Origin of the sequence: Actinoplanes sp. URMC 104 (assembly GCF_051386375.1) — a bacterium.
Lineage (GTDB): Bacteria > Actinomycetota > Actinomycetes > Mycobacteriales > Micromonosporaceae > Actinoplanes.
Map to the genome: position 1 here is coordinate 2,586,011 of NZ_JBPQTO010000002.1, position 16,917 is coordinate 2,602,927.

Sequence of the window (16,917 nt, forward strand, 5' to 3'; positions counted from 1 at the left end):
TTGCTGTGCGGAAGGTTTCGGTACACCAGCCCGAACGGCTCTGGACGCGGTCAGCGGTACTCGTCGTCGTCCGGCACGATCTCGCTCTGCTCGTGCGCGTCCCACTCCGGCGTCTCGACGGCCACCTCGAGCGGGCCCGGCGTGCGGCTGTCGTCCGCAGGGTAAGCGTCGGCCCACTGCTCGGCGGCGTCCGCCTCGGGCGTCTCCAGGTCGACGTCTCGCGGGTAGGTCATCGTGTGCTTCCTTCCGATGGCGGTCCGGCCCACGTTCCCTTCCCAGCATGCGCGCAAACCGGTCGTCCGGGGCGACGTACGGCCAGCAGAAATCCGACGAAGACGAGCGCGGCCCCCGCCAGCCCGGCCCACGCCACCGGCGGGCCGGTGATCGGCAGGGCCACGCACGTGGCGCCGGGAACGGTCACCGCCAGCTGCGCGGCGCTGGTGACCTCGCCGTCCAGGCCGAGCACCTCGACCCGGCCGGGCGTGCCGCAGCCGCCGGTCACGTCGACGGCGTTCTCGAAGGTGATCCGCTGCCCCGGCGCGAGTTGCCGCTCGAGCACGCAGTACCCGTACTCGCAGCCGACCGTCCCGGCCTCCTCGACGTTGCCGGGCAACCGCACGACGATCGCGAGTCCGTTGTTCGGGAACAGATCGGGGCGGAACGTGCCCGGGCCGAAGTTCACCAGTCCCGGCCGCAGCACGACCTCCTTGCCGACTGCCGCCGTACGCCGGAGCCCGACCGCGGCGAGCGCCGGCCGACGGTCGCCGCCGACCGTGAACGTCGCGGTGGCGTAGTCGTCCTCCGGGCGTACGTCGGACTGTGGCTTGTCGTTTTGGGAAGCGGCCAGCGGCTCGAGGGTGAGCACGCCGTCCCGGCCGGGCGTGCCGTAGTCGTCGAGTGCGAGGTCGGCCCAATCGGCCTTGGTCATCCACTGGTACGTCACCCGCGCTCGGCTGCCGGGCACCGAGTCGGCGGGCGACCGCAGCGTGAGCGGCGCCGAGAGCGTGTAGCCGCGTCCCGGCGCGAGCGGGGTGTCGAAGGCGCAGAGCAGCGCGACGCCGTAGCGGCAGTTGCGGAACGACGACGGGCCGAGCAGCCTCGGGTCGGCGTCGACGAGCAGCACGACGTCGCTCACCTCGATCGTGCCCTCGTTGCGCACCACCGGCGTGAGGCGGGCGGAGCGTCCCGGAGCGGCTCCGACCGTACGGTCCGGGCCCGCCGCCAGATCGACCCCCTCACCGACCTGGATGATCGACAGCGCGGTGCCGGTGGGGCCGTCGCCGGCCCGCGCGGTCACCGTCACGCCGGCGCTGTCGCCGGTTCGCGCGGAATCCTTCGGCGTCACGGTCAGCACGGCGGGAACCTCGAGCGACCCCGCGGCGGACAGCGTCGCGTCCCACGAGCAGAAGATCTTTTCGGCCGTACGGCGGCAGGGCAGCACAGCCTGCACCGGCGTCTGCCCGTCCGGCGCCGCACGGGCGCTCGAGGTGTTGCCGTGCTCGATCTCCACGTCGGCGAAGGCCGTGGCGCCGCCGAGGTCGACGGTCAGCTCCAGGTGCTGCCGGGCGGCCGGCTCGGCGGCCCCGACGCGTACCCAGAGCGGGGTGGTCTTCGGAGGGCCGGCGGGTGCCAGCGTGACCTGTGCGAGGTGTGGTTCGGCCGTGGCGTCCGCGGGCGCGGCCGCGGCGGGGCTCGACGGCAGCAGCAGCAACAGCAGGAGCGCGACCGGAACCGCCCGCGGGAACAACGCCATGGACGGAGCGTAAATCGCCCTCTATGTCCTGTGCGCCGGATTCGGAGGAGAGTTACGGGGTCATTTCCCAACGCCGGAACGCCTACGGAATACTGCCTGCTGGAGGACAGCGCGGTCCTGCCCTCTCCTCTGACAGACAAAAGAGCAAGGAGCGCACCGATGCCCATCGCTTCTCCCGAGGTCTACGCCGAGATGCTGGACCGCGCCAAGGCCGGCGCGTTCGCCTACCCGGCCATCAACGTCACCTCCTCGCAGACCCTCAACGCGGCCCTGCAGGGCTTCGCCGAGGCCGGCAGCGACGGCATCGTCCAGATCTCCACCGGCGGTGCGGAGTACGCGTCCGGCCCCACCGTGAAGAACATGATCACCGGTGCGGTCGCGCTCGCCGAGTACGCCACCGAGGTCGCCAAGAACTACCCGGTCAACATCGCGCTGCACACCGACCACTGCCCCAAGGACAAGCTGGACAAGTACGTCCGGCCGCTGCTCGCGCTGAGCAAGGAGCGCGTGGCCAACGGCAAGGCGCCGCTGTTCCAGTCGCACATGTGGGACGGCTCGGCCGTGCCGGTCGACGAGAACCTGCAGATCGCCGAGGAGCTCCTCAAGGACGCCGCGGCCGCGCACATCATCCTCGAGATCGAGGTCGGCGTCGTGGGCGGCGAGGAGGACGGCGTCTCCGCCGCGATCGACGACAAGCTCTACTCGACCGTCGAGGACGGCCTGGCCACCGCCGCCGCGCTGGGCCTGGGCGAGAAGGGCCGCTACATGACGGCCCTGACCTTCGGCAACGTGCACGGCGTCTACAAGCCGGGCAACGTCAAGCTGCGTCCCGAGATCCTCAAGGAGATCCAGGACGCGGTCGGCGCCAAGTACGGCAAGGAGAAGCCGTTCGACCTGGTCTTCCACGGCGGTTCCGGCTCGCTGCTCTCCGAGATCCACGGTGCGCTCGACTTCGGCGTGGTCAAGATGAACATCGACACCGACACGCAGTACGCGTTCACGCGCCCGGTCGTCGACCACGTCATGAAGAACTACGACGGCGTGCTGAAGATCGACGGCGAGGTCGGCAACAAGAAGGCGTACGACCCGCGCGCCTGGGGCAAGCTGGCCGAGAACGGCCTCGCGAAGCGCGTCGTCGAGGCGTGCGAGCACCTGCGCTCCTCGGGCACCACCCTGTCGAAGTAATCATCGACGTAGTCGTTTGAACACAGCCGGTTCCCCATGCGGGGGACCGGCTGTTCTCGTGTTGCGGCCTCACGCAGAGGCGTGGGTACGATCGTCCTTCCGCCGGGAGGAGGATCATGACCGTTGTCGGCATCGAGGGTTATGCACCCTCGTGGCACCACGATGCCGAAGCCCTCGCAGCGGCCCACCGCACCAGGTTCGTGCGGCTCATCGGGCGGAGGCTGCGATCGAGCTGGCTCATGTGGGACATCGCCGAGCGCGGCTGGTTCGCCGACGGCCCGGTGATCCTCGACTTCGGAGTCACGCACGTCGAGATCACCCATCGTAAGTTCGACGAGTGCGCGATCACCTGGGACCAGATCGACCTCAACGTGCCGATCGACTGGTACGAGCACTTCGACTGGCGCCCCGACCCGCACGCCGCCCTGCGGCACGCCCGCGGGTGCGTGCTGCGCGCCGTCAACATCATCGAGCTGATGACGGTGGCCGAATGGCGGCCCCGGGTGCTGCACGCCGTCGAGTTCCTGTTCGACGGCGCGCGGTTGGCCATCTACAACGCGATGGACGAGAACGGCATCACCGACGTGCCCGAGGCCGACCTACCGGTCACCAACTGGCGCCGGGTCCACGTCGCCTAGTGCGAGCGCGTCCATCGCCTCGTCGAGCGAGTCGGTGACCACCACCAGGTTCGACTGGTCGCCGTGCGGGCTCTTCGCCAGCAGCGGCCGCAACAGCTCCTCGACGGGCAGCTCCCGCCAGTGGTCCACGCCCAGGAACACGAACGCGCCGGACGGCCCGTCGGTCTGGTAGAAGGTCTTCGTCGCCGCCTGGAAGATCTCCTGCACGGTGCCGGCCCAGCCGGGCGCGAACACGATGCCGCCGCGCGACAGCCGCAGGATCGAGTCCTCCCGTACGGCGTTGGAGAAGTACTTGCCGATCTGCCCCGCGAACAGGTTCGCCGGCTCGTGCCCGTAGAGCCACGTCGGCAGCGCCAGCCCGCCGTGCAGCAGCCGGCCCGGAATCCCGCTGCCGGGCGCCGGAAACGCGGCGCGAACGGCGAGAGCGGCGGCCGTGTACGGGTCGTGGTCGGCGAAGTGCGGCGCCGCCGAGAGCATGGTGATCGCCTCGTCGAGCTGGCCGGCCGGACGCTCCGAGAAGTAGGCCCCCAGGTTCGCCGCCTCCATCACGCCCGGCCCGCCGCCGGTCACCACCAGCCGCCCGGCCCCGGCCAGCCGCCACGCCAGCGTCGCCGCCATCCGGTACGCCGCCGAGCCGCGTGGCGCCGCGTGCCCGCCCATGATGCCGACCGCCCCGGCCCGGCCGTGCGCCTCCACCCACGCGGCCAGCGCCTTGAGCAGCGCGTTGTCGATGCCGGCGTCGTGCAGCCGCTGGGCGATCGCCTCGCGGATGTCCGGCGACGCGCCACCGTGCGCCACGAAGTGGTCGTAGACGCGGGTGTCGTACATCCCGGCGAAGCCGTCGGCGGCGAACCCGTACGACAGGTCCTCGGGTGTGTAGAGCGTGGCCGGGTGCGTCGGATAGGGCCGCGCGTCGAACGGCGGGATCAGGTGCGCCCCGCGGCGGATCAGGTCGATCTCGACGTCGTCGCTCGCCAGCCGGCAGCCCACGAACAACGTTCCGCTGACGTCCACGTCGGCCAGCGCGGGCGGGTCGAGGTCGAGCCGCAGCCCGAGGACCACCAGACCCGCCAGCGACTTCGCGGCGAGGTGATGGTCGAGCTCCGCGCGCGATTCGATCTCGTGGGCGGTGGCATCGAAGGGGATGGTTCCGCCCAGTACGGGCTGTAACGGGTCGCCGGACATGACCGTAGGGTAGCCACCGTGCGAAACGCTGCGGGATCACTATTCGGCCTGGCCTACGGGGATGCGCTCGGCAAGCCCACCGAGTTCGAGGACTACACCACGATCGTCGCCCGGTACGGTCCGCAGGGCCCGCGGGAGCTCACCGGGCATCCCGCGCTCGTCACCGACGACACCCAGATGGCGCTCGCGGTCGGCGAGGCGATCCTGGCAGCCCCCGAGATCACGCCGGCGTCCGTCGAGCCGCTGCTGCGCCAGGCCTTCCTCGACTGGGCGGTGAGCCCCGACAACAACCGCGCACCCGGCAACACCTGCATGCAGGCGTGCGCGGCGCTGCGCGACGGGCGGCCGTGGCAGCAGGCGACCGTGGCCGGGTCGAAGGGCTGCGGCGCCAACATGCGGGTCACGCCGGTCGGGCTGGCGCCCGGGCTGAGCGACGACGTGCGTGCCGGGCTGGCCCAGCTGCAGGCCGGTCTCACCCACGGGCATCCGACCGGGCTGGCCGCGAGCGAGCTGACCGCGTACGCCTGCACCTGGCTCGCCGGCGGGCTCAAGCCCGGCGATCTGCTCGAGGCGCTGCGCGAGCGCGCCGACAGCCAGCGTGGGGTGTATCACGAGGCTTGGCTGGGCGACCTGTGGAAGCAGTCCTCGGCGTCCTCACCCGCGCAGTTCATCGCCCGCGGCTGGGACGAGACGGCGGCTGCCCTCGACCGGGTCCGTGCCGCCCTCGCGGCCGGCGACTTCGCCGGCGACCCGTGCCTGGCCACCGGCGAGGGATGGATCGCCGAGGAGGCGCTGGCGACCGCGCTGTACTGCTACCTGATCTCGCCCGACGAGCCGGTGGCCGTGCTGGGCCGCGGCGCCGCCTCCTCCGGCGACTCCGACTCGATCGCCTGCCTGGCCGGCGCCTTCGCGGGCGCCGCCCTGGGCATGGAGGCCTGGCCGGCCGCCTGGCAGGAGCAGATCGAGTACGCCGACCGCCTCACGCGCCTCGCCGAAGCCTGGGACTGACTCGCCCCGCCCGCGCGGGTCTCCCGCGCCGGGCTCTCCTCCCGCGCCGACTCCTTCCCGCCCTGTCCCTCCCGCACCGACCCCCTCCCCGCCGGCCTCCTCCCGCGCCGGCCTCCTCCCGCGCCGGCCTCCTCCCGCGCCGGCCTCCTCCCGCGCCGGCCTCCTCCCGCGCCGGCCTCTCCTATCGCGGCTTCTCCCGCGCCGGCCTCTCCTGCCGCGCGGCTTCTCCCGCGCAGGGCCCTCCCTCCCGCGCCGGCCGGTCCTCCGCCCCTCCCTGTCTCGCGGGCGTGGGATTGCGGAGTCGGTCGGAATGGATCGTGGGCGGGCCGGTTGAATAGGGGCATGCAGAACCTGCTTCCCGAGCCCCCGGCCACCCTGCTCCCCGCCGACGTCGAGGCCGACAAGGCCCTGGCGGAGGCCACCGCGAGCGGCACGGCCGCCGCCTACAAGTCCGTCGCCGCGGCGCACCCGGCCTACAGCGGGGGCTGGGCCGCCCTCGCCGCCGACGCGCTGGCCGCCGGCGAGCCGGTCACGGCGTACGCGTATGCCCGTACCGGCTATCACCGCGGCCTCGACGCGCTGCGCCGCAACGGCTGGAAGGGCCACGGCCCGATCCCGTGGTCGCACGAGCCCAACCAGGGCTTCCTGCGCTGCCTGCACTCCCTGTCGCTGGCCGCCGCCGAGATCGGCGAGGCCGACGAGGCCGCGCGCTGCGCCCAGTTCCTGCGCGACAGCGACCCGGCCGCCGCGGACGCGCTGAGCTAGAGACCTTCCGCTACGGCCGCCGCGATCTTCAGCCACGCGTCCTTGGTGTTGTTGGAGAGGTGGCCGTAGCGGATGGGCTCGCCCGAGTCGATCAGCTTCTCGTACGGGGCAAGCATGACCGCCCTCGTACGGGCCGCGAAGTGCCGCTGGATCGCGGGCAGGTCGATGTCCTTGCGGGTCGGCGGCATCGACACGACGCTGACCGCCTGACGCACGAGCCGCTGACGGCCGCTCTGCTCCAGGTGGTCGAGCATCCGCGCCGCGGTCTCGGCCGAGTCGTTGCGGGCGGACATCGTGATGACCAGCTGGTCGGTGGCGTCCATGGCCGCCTGCCAGTTCTGCGCCCGTACGTTGTTGCCGGTGTCCACGAAGATCAGCTTGTAGAACCGGCTGACGATCTCCCGGATCTCCCCGAACGCGCTGGCCGTGAGCATCTCGCCCGCGGTCGCCGACTCGTCCGACGCGAGCACGTCGAACATGCCCTCGCCCTGCGCCCGCACGTACTGCGAGAGGTCGCCCACCCGGCCGTGCGAGCCGCGGAACAGGTGCAGGTCGCGCATCATGTCGCGGACCGTACGGGCGTGGAAGTCCTGCTGGGCGCGCATGCCGAGGGTGCCCTGCGTCTCGTTGTTGTCCCAGGCCAGCACGTAGCCGCCGCGCTTCTGCCCGAACGTCATCGCCAGCAGCAGCACGGCCACGGTCTTGCCCGCGCCGCCCTTGGGGTTGACGACGGTGACCTGCCGCAGCCCGCCGAAATTGCGGCGGACCATCTCGACGTCCTGCTTGTACTCCTGCTCCCGCTTGCCCGGCGCCAGCCTGACCAGCCCCATCGTGCCCTTGCGCAGGATCGCGCGGGCACCCTGCGTCGCCACCGGGTCGGCCGGCTTGGCCATGCGCCGCCGCGCGAACTCCTCGGCGGTCGGCGTGCCGTCCGACACCCACGGCAGATCCTGGAACGGGTCCGTCGGCGGCGGCTGCAGGGCCTGCGGATCCATGGTGGGCGGATAGGGGCCGGGCGGCGGATACGCCTGCGGACCGTAGGGGGCCGGTTGCGGGGGTACGGCCGCGGGGCGGTACGCGGGCGGTTGCGGGCCGGGTTGCGCGGGGCCGTGCGCGGGTGGTTGCGGGCCGGGTTGCGCTGGGCCGTGCGCGGGCGGCTGCAGACCCGGTTGCGCGGGGGGTTGCGGGCCTGGCATCGCCGGGCCGGACGCGGGCGCCTGCCAATCCGGCTGAGCCGGGCCGTGCGCGGGTGGTTGCGGGCCTGGCATCGCCGGGCCGGACGCGGGCGCCTGCGAACCCGGCTGAGCGGGGCCGTGCGCGGGTGGTTGAGCCGGTGCGGCCGCGGACCCACGCGTGGCTGACTGAGCGGGTACGGCCGTGGTCCCGGGCGGCTGCAAGCCCGGCTGCGCTGGCGGGGCCGAGGGGCCGGACGCGGGCGCCTGCTGAACGGGCGGACGGTAGACCGGGCCGTCGCCGAACTCACCATTCGCTGGTCGCTCGACCGGCGGGGGCACCGAAGCTGACGCCGTGGCACGGGGAGGCGCGGACTCCGCAGGAGCGTTCCGCCGCGACGCATCCTGGTCGATCGCGGCAGCTGGGCTCTGCTCGGCAGTGAGAGGAACGCGCTGGTGGGGAGCCGGCGGCGCGCTTTGCTGCGCGGCGGGGAACGCATCCTGATGATGGGCGGACGAGGCACCCGGCTGGGACGCGCTCGCGTGAGCGGCGGGGGAGGCGTCCGGATGCGCGCTTCGCTGAGCGGCGGGGGACGCGCTCGGGCGGAAAGCCGGAGGCGCGCTCTGCTGCGGCGGGGGCACCGGGCGGTATGTCGGCGGCTGGGACCAGGGCGAATCCGGCGAAGTGTGCACACCGGACTCGGGTGAGATGGGCTCGGCCGAGATGGGGGCGGGCGCCGCGCTCGAGGGCGAGGCGGGCAACTCGGGCTCGACGGGCGGCTCGAGGTGGGGCCACGGCTGAGCGGGCGACTCCGAAGCGGGCCGGGCCTCAGCGGACGGCTCCGAGGCGGGCCGGGCCGGGGGCTCGGGATAGGGCCAGACCTGCGCCGGCGGCTCGGGATCGGGCCACATCGGCGCGGGCTGCTCACTGTTCGGTCGCACTTGCGCCGGCTGATCGCTGTTGGGCCACACCTGCGCAGGCTGTTCGCTGTTCGGCCAGACCTGAGCGGACGGCTCCGAAGCGGGCCGGACCTGGGCGGACGGCTCCGAAGCGGGCCAAACCTGGGCGGGCGGCTCGGAGGCGGGCCAGAGCTGGGCGGGTGGCTCGGAGGCGGGATGGGGCTGGGCGGGCGGCTCGAGGTTGGGCCAGGGCTGGGTGGGGGGCGCAGTGCCGTTGTGGGCCGGGCGGGGTGGGGGCACCTGGATGTGGCCGGGAGGTGGCACGGGCACGGCCACGGGAGGGGGCACGGGGATGCGCTCACCGGGGCGGTACATGCCGGGGGCGCCGTGTTGCTGCGGCAACGGCACGGCGGGTGGCGCGTCGTGCGGGACGGGGCGGCCGTGCACGGGGGCTTCGAGTTCCTCCGGCGCCCAGAACGGCTCGACGTCGCGGTCGGGCTGCGCGGGGGTGCCGGACGAGCCCGGGACGTAGACGCGGTCAGCGTTCTCGTCCTCCACCGAAGCCACGGATGCAACCCTCCCCGGATGCCGTCTCGTACCTGCGTCCTACACAGTAGGTCAGCCCGTGAACACCGCCCAGGCTCCGGCCTCCGTCCACCAGGACCGCTTGCGGTTCATGGCGCCGCCCACGCCGTCGTCGAGGAACTGGATTTCGCCGTCGCGGGGGAGCACCGAGACCGCCCGGCCCCGCGCGCGGCGCACCTCGACGCGCATCTTCGTGCCGCGGAAGCGCTGTTTGACGATCGTCGGCACGGCCACGGCGACCTCGACCTTGCCGTCGAGCGCGTCGCCGTCGGCGAGCATCCGCAGGCCCGCGAACTCGGCGTAGCCGGCGCCGTTGCCGATCGCGCAGGCCAGGATCGGGTCGTCGCCGTTGGAGAGCACCGCGTCGTCGACCTCGACCCGGCCGCGCCACGGCACCGCCCGGCCGTCGTCGTCCATGCCGCCGACCAGCGCACCGTCCACGGTGACCGATCCGCCGTCGTTGCGCAGCAGGTCGAGCCGGCGCACCGAGTCGCCCAGGACGGCCTGCGCGACGGCGGCGGGCGTGCGGGGCAGACCGAGCTGCGCGGCCAGATCCGTGGTGTTGCCCGTGTCCAGCGGCAGGATCGCCAGCGGCGGCAGGTCGGGCACCGTACGGTTCAGCGCGAGGTCGTCGGGCCGCTTGCTGGGCGGCGGGGCGTACCGCCGTACGAGCCGGCGCACCACGGCCCGCAGCTGCCCGTCGGTCGCCGAGGCCACCACCAGCCGGGTCCTGCCGTCGGAGGCGGGCCAGGTCAGGCCGTCGGGCCGGGCGGGGCCGTCGAGCCGGGCGATCACCTCGTCGATCTCCTTGTCGGAGGCCGCGGTGACCATCTCGACGCGGGCGCCGGCCGCGGTGAGCGCGTCGGCGCACTGCAGCACCGGCACGCGCGGCGCGCATGCCGTGGCCGGGGCGGAGCACCCGCCGCAGTCCGAGCCGCACGCGCCCGCGCCCGCGGAGCCCTGGCCCTCGGCGAGGCTGAGCAGGACCACGTCGTACATCTCAGGCTCCGCTCAGCACCGAGTGGCGCTCGATCACCTGGTCGCGCGCGGGGCCGACACCGACCACCGAGATGCGGGCCCGGATGCGCGCCTCGACGAACTCGACGAAGTGCTGCGCGTCCTTGGGCAGGTCCTCGAACGTGCGGGCGCCGGAGATGTCCTCCTTCCAGCCGGGCAGCGTCTCGAAGATCGGGATCGCGTGGTGGAAGTCGGTCTGGCTGATCGGCATCTCGTCGTGGCGCACGCCGTTGACCTCGTACGCCACGCAGACCGGGATCTCGTCCAGGTCGTCGTAGTTGTCCAGTTTGGTCAGTACGAAGTCGGTGACGCCGTTGATCCGCTGGGCGTAGCGGGCCATCACCAGGTCGAGCCAGCCGATGCGGCGGGGACGGCCGGTCGTGGTGCCGTACTCGTGCCCGACCTCGCGCAGGTGGTCGCCGAACTTGTCGTGCAGCTCGGTGGGGAACGGGCCCTCGCCGACGCGCGAGGTGAACGCCTTGAGCACGGCGACCACGCGGTCGATGCGGGTCGGCGGGATGCCCGAGCCGGTGCAGGCGCCGCCGGCCGTGGCGTTGGAGCTGGTCACGAACGGGTACGTGCCGTGGTCGACGTCGAGCAGGGTGGCCTGACCGGCCTCGCACAGCACGACCTTGCCGGCGTCGAGCGCCTCGGAGAGCTCGAGCGCGGTGTCACCGACGTACGGGCGAAGTCGCTCGACGTAGGACAGCAGCTCGCCGACCACGTCGTCGGGCTTGACCGCCTGCCGGTTGTAGATCTTCGACAGCACCTGGTTCTTGAACGACAGCGCGGCCTCGACCTTCTGCCGCAGGATCGACTCGTCGAACAGGTCCTGGACCCGGATGCCGACGCGGTTCATCTTGTCGGCGTAGGTGGGGCCGATGCCGCGCCCGGTCGTGCCGATGCGCCGGGCCCCGAGGTAACGCTCGGCGACCTTGTCCATCGAGCGGTTGTACGACGGGATGACGTGCGCGTTCGCGCTGATGCGCAGCCGCGAGGTGTCGATGCCGCGCGACTCGAGCCCATCGATCTCCTGGAACAGCACCGCGAGGTCGATCACCACGCCGTTGCCGATGACCGGGACCACGCCCGGGGTCAGGATGCCGCTGGGCAGCAGGTGCAACGCGTACTTCTCGCCCTTGATCACGACGGTGTGACCGGCGTTGTTGCCGCCGTTGAACTTCACCACGTAGTCGAGCCGGTCGCCCAGCAGGTCAGTGGCTTTGCCCTTGCCCTCGTCGCCCCATTGGGCGCCGACCAACACGATCACCGGCACGTGCGTGAGCCTTCCGTAGAACAGGTCGTACTCGGCGAAGGTCCGGGTACTGCCGAAGTTTACGCGACCGCCCCGGTGTGCGACGGCGGGAAGTGGAGCGCCGGTAGGATCGCCGGTCGTGCGCGTACTTCTGATCGGTTCCGGCGGCCGCGAACACGCCCTCGCCCTGGGCCTCGCCGCCGACCCGTCCGTGGACTTCCTCGCCGCCGCCCCCGGCAACCCGGGCATCGCCCAGGTCGCCGAGCTGCACGAGGTCAAGGCCACCGATCCGGCGGCGGTGGCCGCGCTCGCGGTCGAGCTGGCCGCCGACCTGGCCGTGGTCGGCCCCGAGGCGCCGCTGGTGGCCGGAGTCGCCGACGCCGTACGCGCCAAGGGCATCGCCTGCTTCGGGCCGAGCGCCGCGGCCGCGCAGCTGGAAGGGTCCAAGGCGTTCGCCAAGGACGTGATGGCCGCCGCGGGCGTGCCCACCGCCCGGTCGTACGCCTGCACCGGCGCGGACGAGGTGCGCCGCGCGCTCGACGACCTGGGCGCGCCGTACGTGGTGAAGAACGACGGGCTCGCCGCCGGCAAGGGCGTGGTGGTGACCGACGACCGCGACGCGGCGGAACGGCACGCGGCCGACTGCGGACGGGTCGTCATCGAGGAGTACCTGTCCGGCCCCGAGGTCTCGCTGTTCGTGGTCACCGACGGCACCGCGGCCGTCCCGTTGATGCCGGCGCAGGACTTCAAGCGGCTGGCCGACGGCGATCAGGGGCCCAACACCGGCGGCATGGGGGCGTACGCCCCGCTCGACTGGGCGCCGGACGACCTGGTGCCGCGGGTGCTGGCCGAGACCGTCGAGCCGACGCTGGCCGAGATGCGCCGCCGGGGCACCCCGTTCGCGGGGCTGCTGTATGTGGGGCTCGCGCTCACCCCCGACGGGCCCAAGGTGATCGAGTTCAACGCGCGCTTCGGCGACCCCGAGACGCAGGTGGTGCTCGCGCTGCTCGAGACGCCGCTGGGTGGCCTGCTCAACGCCGCGGCCACCGGCACGCTCGCCGGGCACCCGCCCCTGCGCTGGCGCGACGGCGCCGCGATCACGGTCGTGGTGGCCAGCCGGAACTACCCCGGAACGCCGCGTACGGGCGACGTGATCGAGGGCGCGGAGGTGCCCGGGGTCATCCACGCCGGCACCGCCCGCCGCGACGACGGCGCGCTGATCACCGCCGGCGGCCGGGTGCTGAGCGTGACCGCCACCGGCCCCGACCTGGTCGCGGCCCGCGAGGCGGCCTACGCCCTGGTCAACGGCGTACGCCTCGACGGCGCCCAGTACCGGACGGACATCGCCCTGAGCGCCGTCGAGGGCCGCATCACGCTGTAGCTCAGGCCTTGGGGATGTCGAACAGCTTGGCCACGTTGGCGGCCAGGCCGAGGTCGCCCTTTGCCTTGATCTTGCCGGTCATGAACAGCATCATCGGGTTGCCGTCGCCGGAGACGACCTTGAGGAAGGTCACGGCGTCCATGGTCATGGCGAGCTTCGGGTCGCGGACCGGCTGGTTGGTGACCGTGCAGGCGCCGTTCTCGATCACCGTCTCGTAGGTGTCGCTCGCGCCGCCCGCGCCACCGGTGATGATCCAGTGGATGACCGCGGTGGTGTTGCCGGCCCGCTCGGGGCGGAACAGGGTCGGCATGCGGTTGAAGACCTCGTCGAGGATCTTGGCGCGCGCGTCGCCGGACATCACTTCGGCGATCTGGGAATCCGGCGTCGCCTTGACGAGCTGGGCGAACTCCTTGGGCCCGATCGAGGCGAGGGAGTCCGGGTTGAAGTCAGTCATCGGTGACCTTTCGGGATGAGCCAGCTACTCGTCAGTAACCTTAGCGGCTGAGCCGCTGCTCCGTGCAGTGTGCCACTCCCAAAGAACTGTTGGACAGTCGCGGCGTCCGTTGCCTAGACTCCCCAACATGTCTTTGGGAGATGCGCGCGACACCGCCGCTCTGCGGGCCACGGCCCATCCCGTACGGCTGCGGATCATGTCGTTGCTGACCGGCGCGCCGATGACCGCGGCCGAGGTCGCCCGCGAACTGGGCCTGACCCACGCCAACGCCAGCTATCACCTGCGCAACCTGCACTCCGCCGGGATGATCGTCGTCGCCGGCGAGGAGAAGATCCGCGGCGGCGTGGCCAAGCGCTACCGCTACGACCACGCGAACGACAGGGCCGCCGAGACCCCCGAGCAGAAGCGGGCGCTGTTCGCCGCCCTCGGCAGCGAGCTCGTCCGCCGGACGGCCGCCGGGCAGTTCGAGGCGAAGATCCTGCTCGGCGACGGCGAGTTCTGGATCGACCGCGAGCGATGGGCCGACCTCCGCGGCCGGTTCCGCGAGCTCGTCGCGGAGCTGCACGACGCGGCCCAGCCGCCGCGCAGCCCCGGCACCGTCCGCACCAGCACGACCGTGGCGATGTTCGAGATGCAGAGCGGCTCGGCCGGCGACGGAGGCGCCGAATGAACGGCAACCTCGCGCCGCTGCGCCACGTGCCGTTCCGCTTCCTGCTGGCCGGCCGCACGATCAACGCGCTCGGCAACGCGTTCGCGCCGCTGGCGCTCGCCTTCGCCGTCCTCGACCTCACCGGCTCGGCCACCGACCTCGGCCTGGTGGTGGGCGCGCGGACGCTCGTCAACGTCGCGTTCCTGCTGTTCGGTGGCGTGCTCGCCGATCGCATGCCGAAACACCGGCTGATGGTCGGCGCCAGCCTTGCCGCGGCGGCGACGCAGGCCGTGGTGGCGACGCTGGTGCTCACCGGCACGGCCACCATCCCGCTGCTCGTCGTCCTCGGCGCGGTCAACGGCATGGTGGGCGCGCTGGCCCTGCCGGCCAGCTCGTCGATCCTGCCGCAGACCGTGCCGGCCGACATCCGCCAGCAGGCGAACGCCGTGAACCGGCTCGGCCTCAACTCCGCCGCCATCCTGGGCGCGCCGCTCGCCGGCATCGTCGTCGCCGCGTCGAACCCCGGCTGGGGCATCGCGGTCGACGCGGCCACGTTCGCCGTCTCCGCGCTGCTGTTCCTGCCGCTGCGGTCGGTCGCGCGGCCGGCGGCCGCTCCCGTCGAGAACGTCGGCGGCGCAGGCCAGACGCCGGCTGTGCCCGCGGTCGAGCCGTCCCGGCCGAACGTCTTCGCCGACCTGCGCACGGGCTGGACCGAGTTCCGCTCGCGCACCTGGCTGTGGGTCGTCGTGGCGGGCGCGGCGCTGGCCAACGCGGTGTGGGGCGGCGGCCTGTTCGTGCTCGGGCCGGTGGTCGCCGACGAGACCATCGGCCGCCGCGCCTGGGGCATCGTGCTCGCCGCGGAGACCGCCGGCATGATCGTCGGCGCGCTGATCGCGATGCGCGTGCGGTTGCGGCGGTTGTTGTTCTTCGGAACCGTGTGCCTGTTCGGCATGATCGCGCCGATGCTGCTGCTCGGGACCTATCCGCATCTCTGGGCGCTGATCGCCGGAGCGCTGGTCGCCGGGCTTTCGCTCGAGCAGTTCAGCGTCGCCTGGGAAACGACGATGCAGGAGCACATTCCGGCGGACAAGCTGGCCCGCGTGTATTCGTACGACATGGTCGGCTCGTTCGTGGCCATGCCGATCGGCCAGCTCGCCGCCGGCCCGCTCGCGCACGCCTTCGGCGTCCGTCCGGCGCTCGTCGGCGCCGGCGTGCTGATGGCCGTCTCGGTGGGCTTCATGGTGAGCAGCCGCGATGTCCGCACGCTGCCGCACAAGCTGCCCGAACGCGCCGCGGGCAGCGTGAAAGAATCGGTCGCGTGAGCATCCCGAACGTCCTCGCCGCCCGTTACGCCTCGTCCGACCTCGTCGCCCTCTGGTCCCCTGAGGAGAAGATCCGCATGGAGCGCCGGCTCTGGCTGGCCGTCCTGCGGGCCCAGCGCGATCTCGGCGTGGCCGTCCCCGAGGGCGCCGTGGAGGCGTACGAGTCGGTGCTCGACCAGGTCGACCTGGCCTCGATCGCGGCCCGCGAGCGCGTCACCCGCCACGACGTCAAGGCGCGCATCGAGGAGTTCAGCGAGCTCGCCGGCTTCGAGCAGATCCACAAGGGAATGACCTCGCGCGACCTGACCGAGAACGTCGAGCAGCTCCAGGTGCGCGCCTCGCTCGAGCTGATCCGGTCCCGCGTGATCACCGCGCTGGCCCGGCTCACCGAGCGCGCGGTCGAGTACTCCGACCTGGTCATGACCGGCCGCTCGCACAACGTCGCCGCGCAGGCCACCACGCTGGGCAAGCGGTTCGCCTCGGCGGCCGAGGAGCTGCTGATCGCGTACGAGCGGCTCGACGATCTGATCGCGCGCTATCCGCTGCGCGGCATCAAGGGCCCGGTCGGCACCGCCGCCGACCAGCTCGACCTGCTCGACGGCGACTTCGACGCGCTGGGCGCCCTCGAGCGGCGCGTCGCCACCCACCTCGGCTTCGAGCGGGTGCTCAGCAGCGTCGGCCAGGTCTATCCCCGGTCGCTCGACTTCGACGTCGTCTCGGCGCTGGCCCAGATCGTCGCCGGGCCGTCCTCGCTGGCCACCACGATCCGCCTGATGGTGGGCCAGGAGCTGGTCACCGAGGGCTTCAAGCCGGGCCAGGTGGGCTCGTCGGCGATGCCGCACAAGATGAACACGCGCTCGTCGGAGCGGGTCAACGGGCTCGCCGTGATCGTCCGCGGCTACCTGTCGATGGTCGGCGAGCTCGCCGGCGACCAGTGGAACGAGGGCGACGTCTCGTGCTCGGTGGTGCGCCGCGTCGCCCTGCCCGACGCGTTCTTCGCCACCGACGGGCTGTTCCAGACGTTCCTCACGGTGCTCGACGAGTTCGGCGCCTACCCCGCGGTGATCGCCCGCGAGCTCGACCGTTTCCTGCCGTTCCTCGCGACGACCAAGATTCTGGTCGCGGCCGTCCGCAAGGGCGTCGGCCGCGAGGTCGCACACGAGGTGATCAAGGAGCACGCGGTCGCGGTCGCGCTGGCGATGCGGGAGAAGGGCGCCACGGTCAACGACCTGTTCGACCGGCTCGCCGCCGACGGCCGGCTGGGCCTGGGCCGCGCCGAGATCGACACCCTGGTCGCCGACCGGGCCGCGTTCGTCGGCGCCGCGCCCTCGCAGGTGCGTGCGGTGGCCGACCGGGTCGCGACGATCGTGGCCGCGCACCCCGAGGCCGCGCAGTACGCGCCGGCGCCGATCCTCTAGCGGCGACGGCCGCTGGGGCACGGCGGAGACGATGGTCACGCCGCGCCCCGGCGGAATCCGCTCCGTGCGGTGGTGGGGCGACCGCCCGCACGGTCTTGACGGAGATCGATATCCCGACCGTATTGCCCGGGTGTGCCGCTGCCTACAGCCCAGTTGGCCCCTATCACCGGTGTGATGACCCGCCGACCCGATCGACCACGTGTTCGAGATCACCCGTGACGTGCCTGCTC

The 16,917-nt window shown here is 72.6% G+C and carries 15 protein-coding genes; 8 read left to right on the forward strand and 7 right to left on the reverse strand.

The window, feature by feature from the left end; genetic code table 11:
* Positions 1-50: 50 nt before the first annotated feature.
* Together ACSNN8_RS13040 and ACSNN8_RS13045 are read right to left on the reverse strand one after the other, a co-directional pair.
* Positions 51-233 (reverse strand): hypothetical protein, encoded by a 183-nt coding sequence (locus ACSNN8_RS13040; protein WP_436649111.1) that lies wholly within the window; start codon positions 231-233, stop codon positions 51-53.
* Positions 230-1,753 carry a hypothetical protein gene (locus ACSNN8_RS13045; protein ID WP_436649112.1) on the reverse strand — a complete coding sequence of 508 codons (1,524 nt, stop codon included), beginning with the start codon at positions 1,751-1,753 and terminating at the stop codon, positions 230-232. The genes ACSNN8_RS13040 and ACSNN8_RS13045 overlap by 4 nt, the downstream gene beginning before the upstream one ends.
* A gap of 159 nt (positions 1,754-1,912) precedes the next feature.
* Here ACSNN8_RS13045 and fbaA point away from each other — a divergent pair, with 159 nt between their 5' ends.
* A complete protein-coding gene (gene fbaA / locus ACSNN8_RS13050) occupies positions 1,913-2,938 on the forward strand; it encodes a class II fructose-bisphosphate aldolase (RefSeq protein WP_436649113.1) in 1,026 nt (341 codons plus the stop codon).
* 116 nt (positions 2,939-3,054) lie between these two features.
* Positions 3,055-3,576, forward strand: coding sequence for a hypothetical protein (locus ACSNN8_RS13055; protein ID WP_436649115.1), 522 nt, complete (start codon positions 3,055-3,057; stop codon positions 3,574-3,576).
* Here ACSNN8_RS13055 and ACSNN8_RS13060 read toward each other — a convergent pair.
* Positions 3,538-4,761 (reverse strand): LOG family protein, encoded by a 1,224-nt coding sequence (locus ACSNN8_RS13060; RefSeq protein WP_436649117.1) that lies wholly within the window; start codon positions 4,759-4,761, stop codon positions 3,538-3,540. The genes ACSNN8_RS13055 and ACSNN8_RS13060 overlap by 39 nt on opposite strands.
* Positions 4,762-4,779: 18 nt before the next feature.
* Here ACSNN8_RS13060 and ACSNN8_RS13065 point away from each other — a divergent pair, with 18 nt between their 5' ends.
* Positions 4,780-5,769 (forward strand): ADP-ribosylglycohydrolase family protein, encoded by a 990-nt coding sequence (locus tag ACSNN8_RS13065; RefSeq protein WP_436649119.1) that lies wholly within the window; start codon positions 4,780-4,782, stop codon positions 5,767-5,769.
* 342 nt (positions 5,770-6,111) lie between these two features.
* Positions 6,112-6,534, forward strand: coding sequence for a DUF3151 domain-containing protein (locus ACSNN8_RS13070; protein ID WP_436649121.1), 423 nt, complete (start codon positions 6,112-6,114; stop codon positions 6,532-6,534).
* On the opposite strand, the gene ACSNN8_RS13075 is transcribed toward ACSNN8_RS13070, so the two are convergent.
* From ACSNN8_RS13075 to ACSNN8_RS13085, 3 genes are all read right to left on the reverse strand, one after another.
* Positions 6,531-8,399, reverse strand: a complete 1,869-nt coding sequence (locus tag ACSNN8_RS13075; protein WP_436649563.1) for a chromosome partitioning protein — start codon at positions 8,397-8,399, stop codon at positions 6,531-6,533. The genes ACSNN8_RS13070 and ACSNN8_RS13075 overlap by 4 nt on opposite strands.
* Before the next feature lie 825 nt (positions 8,400-9,224).
* Positions 9,225-10,190, reverse strand: a complete 966-nt coding sequence (locus ACSNN8_RS13080; RefSeq protein ID WP_436649122.1) for a diacylglycerol kinase family protein — start codon at positions 10,188-10,190, stop codon at positions 9,225-9,227.
* Position 10,191: 1 nt separating this feature from the next.
* Positions 10,192-11,484 (reverse strand): adenylosuccinate synthase, encoded by a 1,293-nt coding sequence (locus ACSNN8_RS13085; RefSeq protein ID WP_436649124.1) that lies wholly within the window; start codon positions 11,482-11,484, stop codon positions 10,192-10,194.
* A gap of 118 nt (positions 11,485-11,602) precedes the next feature.
* Between ACSNN8_RS13085 and purD the strand changes: the two genes are divergently transcribed.
* On the forward strand, positions 11,603-12,844 hold the full coding sequence (gene purD / locus ACSNN8_RS13090) for a phosphoribosylamine--glycine ligase (protein WP_436649125.1): 1,242 nt from the start codon (positions 11,603-11,605) through the stop codon (positions 12,842-12,844).
* A 1-nt stretch (position 12,845) separates the two neighbouring features.
* Here purD and ACSNN8_RS13095 read toward each other — a convergent pair whose 3' ends face one another.
* Complete coding sequence (locus ACSNN8_RS13095; protein WP_436649127.1) at positions 12,846-13,298, reverse strand: SCP2 sterol-binding domain-containing protein; 453 nt, start codon at positions 13,296-13,298, stop codon at positions 12,846-12,848.
* A gap of 127 nt (positions 13,299-13,425) precedes the next feature.
* Here ACSNN8_RS13095 and ACSNN8_RS13100 point away from each other — a divergent pair, with 127 nt between their 5' ends.
* From ACSNN8_RS13100 to purB, 3 genes are read left to right on the forward strand one after another with little or no spacing between them, the layout of a single operon-like run.
* The gene (locus tag ACSNN8_RS13100; RefSeq protein ID WP_436649130.1) at positions 13,426-13,968 is read left to right on the forward strand and encodes an ArsR/SmtB family transcription factor; all 543 of its coding nucleotides are present in this window, start codon (positions 13,426-13,428) and stop codon (positions 13,966-13,968) included.
* Positions 13,965-15,269: an MFS transporter gene (locus ACSNN8_RS13105; RefSeq protein WP_436649132.1), complete on the forward strand. Its 1,305-nt coding sequence runs from the start codon at positions 13,965-13,967 to the stop codon at positions 15,267-15,269. Before ACSNN8_RS13100 ends, ACSNN8_RS13105 begins: the two co-directional genes overlap by 4 nt.
* Complete coding sequence (purB, locus tag ACSNN8_RS13110) at positions 15,266-16,687, forward strand: adenylosuccinate lyase (RefSeq protein WP_436649133.1); 1,422 nt, start codon at positions 15,266-15,268, stop codon at positions 16,685-16,687. Before ACSNN8_RS13105 ends, purB begins: the two co-directional genes overlap by 4 nt.
* Positions 16,688-16,917: the final 230 nt, after the last annotated feature.

What these genes read in the sequence shown, in the direction of transcription:
- ACSNN8_RS13080 (WP_436649122.1), bottom strand. Translation starts at nt 10,190, where the DNA reads ATGTACGACGTGGTCCTGCTCAGCCTCGCCGAGGGCCAGGGCTCCGCG.
- ACSNN8_RS13055 (WP_436649115.1), top strand. Translation starts at nt 3,055, where the DNA reads ATGACCGTTGTCGGCATCGAGGGTTATGCACCCTCGTGGCACCACGAT.
- ACSNN8_RS13060 (WP_436649117.1), bottom strand. Translation starts at nt 4,761, where the DNA reads ATGTCCGGCGACCCGTTACAGCCCGTACTGGGCGGAACCATCCCCTTC.
- ACSNN8_RS13070 (WP_436649121.1), top strand. Translation starts at nt 6,112, where the DNA reads ATGCAGAACCTGCTTCCCGAGCCCCCGGCCACCCTGCTCCCCGCCGAC.
- ACSNN8_RS13100 (WP_436649130.1), top strand. Translation starts at nt 13,426, where the DNA reads ATGTCTTTGGGAGATGCGCGCGACACCGCCGCTCTGCGGGCCACGGCC.
- fbaA (WP_436649113.1), top strand. Translation starts at nt 1,913, where the DNA reads ATGCCCATCGCTTCTCCCGAGGTCTACGCCGAGATGCTGGACCGCGCC.
- ACSNN8_RS13045 (WP_436649112.1), bottom strand. Translation starts at nt 1,753, where the DNA reads ATGGCGTTGTTCCCGCGGGCGGTTCCGGTCGCGCTCCTGCTGTTGCTG.
- ACSNN8_RS13040 (WP_436649111.1), bottom strand. Translation starts at nt 233, where the DNA reads ATGACCTACCCGCGAGACGTCGACCTGGAGACGCCCGAGGCGGACGCC.
- ACSNN8_RS13105 (WP_436649132.1), top strand. Translation starts at nt 13,965, where the DNA reads ATGAACGGCAACCTCGCGCCGCTGCGCCACGTGCCGTTCCGCTTCCTG.
- ACSNN8_RS13095 (WP_436649127.1), bottom strand. Translation starts at nt 13,298, where the DNA reads ATGACTGACTTCAACCCGGACTCCCTCGCCTCGATCGGGCCCAAGGAG.